Origin of the sequence: Xanthomonas sp. SHU 308, from assembly GCF_000364645.1 — a bacterium.
GTDB classification, from domain to species: domain Bacteria; phylum Pseudomonadota; class Gammaproteobacteria; order Xanthomonadales; family Xanthomonadaceae; genus Xanthomonas_A; species Xanthomonas_A sontii.
Genome location: NZ_AQOK01000836.1, coordinates 1 through 2,880, shown reverse-complemented (window position 1 = coordinate 2,880; position 2,880 = coordinate 1). Strand labels below are relative to the sequence as shown.

The following is a 2,880-nucleotide window of genomic DNA, read 5'->3' as shown; positions in this document are numbered from 1 at the left end:
CCGCCGGGGCAGGCGCCGCCGGCGGTGCGGGTCCGCGCCTTCGCCGCGCGCGAACACGACGGCCTGATCTGGCTGCGTCCCGACCCGCAAGGCGCGGACGCGCCCTCGCAACTGGTGCAGGCGCTGCAGCCGTCGGCGCGGCGCTTCCTGTGGCGCACGCGCTGGGAGGCGCACGTGGTCGATGCGCTGGAGAACTTCCTGGACCCGCTGCACACCCATCTTCTGCATCCGGGACTGGTGCGGCGCGGCGGCGCGCGCACCGCCATGCGCGCCGAGCTGCGCCACACCGACGAAGGCTTCCACGTCGACTACCGCGGCGCCGCGGCGCAGAGCGGCTGGCTGTACCGGTTGTTCGAATCGCCGCGCATCCTGGAACGCGCGCATTTCGCCGGCCCCGGCAGCGCGCAGATCGAGTACCGCTACGCGCGCGGCGGCCGCGTGCGGATCAGCCTCCACTTCACCCCGCTCGACGCGCGCAGCACCGACGTCTTCGCCAGCCTGCACGTGGAGGGGCGCTGGGCGCCGGCGTGGGCGGTGCGGCTGCTGGTGTGGCCGCTGCTGCGCCGGGTCGGCGAACAGGACCGACGCATGCTCGCGCTGCAGTCGCGCAACCTGCAGCGCTATCCGGGCGCGCGCGGTGCCTCCACCGCGCTGGACCTGGTGCGCGAACCGCTGCGGCGTTACTGGGACGGCGAGCCGCTGCCGGCACCGGGCAGCGGCCACGACGTGGAACTCATGCTGTGACCGCGCCGAACCGCTGCAGCACATCCGCCAACGGGGCCGGACGCCCGAGCAGATAGCCCTGCACGCCGCCGCAGCCGTGCGTGCGCAACCAGCGCAGCTGCGCCTCGGTTTCCACGCCCTCGGCGACCACGTCCAGCCCCAGGCAATGCCCCAGGGTCAGCAGCGCCTGGCAGATCGAGGCGTTGCGTGGATCGCGGTCCACCTCGGCGACGAAGCTGCGATCGATCTTCAGCGTGTCCAGCGGCAGGGCGCGCAGATACGCCATGCTGGAGAAGCCGGTGCCGACATCGTCCAGGGCCACGCGCACGCCCAGCGCGCGCAGTTGCCGCAGCACATCGCCGGCCTGCTGCGGCTGCCGCATCAGGCTGCTCTCGGTCAGCTCCAATTGCAGGCCGTTGGCGGCCAGCCCGGCCTCGGCGCAGGCCTGCACCAGGTCGGCGACCAGATCGCCATCGAAGAACTGCAACGCCGACACGTTCACCGCCACCGGCAGGTCCGGCCATCCGTGCTCGACCAGGGCGCGACGCGCCCGCGCCGCCGCGCGCATCACCCAGCGCCCCAGCGGCAGGATCAGCCCGGTGTCCTCGCACAACTGGATGAACGCATCCGGCGCGATGAAACCGCCATCGGCCTGCGGCCAGCGGATCAGGGCTTCCAGTTCGCGCGGCGCGCCGCTGACGGCGTCCATGATCGGCTGGAAATACAGCTCGAACTCCTGGCGCTCGATCGCCTGCTGGATGCGCCCGGCCAGGCGCAGGCGTTCGCCGGTGCGCGCGGCCATGGCGCGGTCGAATCGCACCAGGCTGCGGCCCTCTGCCTGCGCCGCATGCGCGGCCTGCGCGGCGCTGCCGATCGCCTCGTCGGCATCGGCGGCATCGTCCGGACACAGCGCCACGCCGATGTGCGCCTGCAGCTGCTGAGCGAATTCGCCGCCCTGCACCGGTGCGTACAGCGCCTCCTGCAGTGCCTGCAAGGCCAGCGGCAGGGCCTGCGGGTCCAGGATCGCCAGCACGAAGTCCTGCGCCGGCTGGTGCGCGCTCAGCCCGAAGCGCTCGCCGAGCGCGCGGATGCGCTCGGCCACTGCGCAACGCACTGCATCGCCGACGGCGCGGCCGAGGGTGTCGCCGATCAGGGCCAGGCCACGCACCTGCACGTAGGCGATGGCGTAGCCGCCGCGCTGCGCGCGCAGGGCTTCGGCCAGCGCCCGCGGCTTGAGCAGGCCGGTGCTGAATTCGTGGCGTGCGAGATAGGCCAGTTCGCGTTCGTGGGCCAGGCGCTCGGTGACGTCCTCGGCCAGGATCAGCCGCGCCGGCACGCCGCCGAACTCCAGGTCGGCGCTGTGGATGCACACCGACAGCAGGCTGCCGTCCTTGCGCCGATGCGTCCACACGCTCGGCGCGTCGAAGCCCTCGCGCGGTTTGCGCACGTCCTGCAGCAAGCGCTCCGCGTCCTCCGCCGGGCGCAGATCGCGCAGGTCCATCGCCAGGAATTCCTCGCGGCTGTAGCCGTACTGGCGCACCGCGGCCTGGTTCACTTCCAGGAAACGCAGGCTATCCACGGCGAACACCCAGTACGGCAGCGGATTGCGGTCGAACACCAGGCGGAACTGGCGCTCGGCATCGAGCAGGCGCGCGTGCGCCGCCACCCGGTCGCTGACATCCTGCACCGCGCCGGTCATGCACACGCCCTCACGGGTGTGCACCAGCGCGCCGCGCGCGGCCAGCCAGCGCAGGCGTCCATCGGGCAGGTGCATGCGATAGACGGTGTTGTAGTCCGCGCGCCCTTGCGCAGCGTCCTCGTACAGCTGCGTCACCCGTGCGCGATCCTCGTCGTGGATCCGCGCCAGGAACGCCTCGATGGGCAGTTGCATGCGCTGCAGGCCGAACATCGCGCCGGTCGGTTCGGACAGGCGCAGCACACGCTGCGCGATGTCGACGCGCCAGGTGCCGATGCCGCCCATCCCGTGCGCCAGGCGCAGATCCTCGTCTCCGCGGCGCAGGCGCTGCAGCAGGTGGCGCTGGCGACGCTCGGCACGGCGCAGGCTGACCAGCAGATAGGCCAGGCCGAGCAGGTACAGCACGTACACCAGCGCCGCCGCCGCGGCGAACCACCACCAGCCGGACAGCGTCTCGCGCA

The 2,880-nt window shown here is 72.5% G+C and carries 2 protein-coding genes; one reads left to right on the top strand and one right to left on the bottom strand.

All coding sequences use genetic code 11. The features are described 5' to 3' along the window. Positions 1 to 744: hypothetical protein (locus tag D588_RS0121875; RefSeq protein WP_017917522.1), on the top strand; the 744-nt coding region annotated here is incomplete at its 5' end. Here D588_RS0121875 and D588_RS0121870 read toward each other — a convergent pair. Further along, positions 734 to 2,880, bottom strand: a 2,147-nt coding sequence (locus D588_RS0121870) for a GGDEF domain-containing phosphodiesterase (RefSeq protein ID WP_017917521.1), incomplete at its 5' end; no start/stop codon positions are given. The two genes, D588_RS0121875 and D588_RS0121870, sit on opposite strands and share 11 nt — an antisense overlap.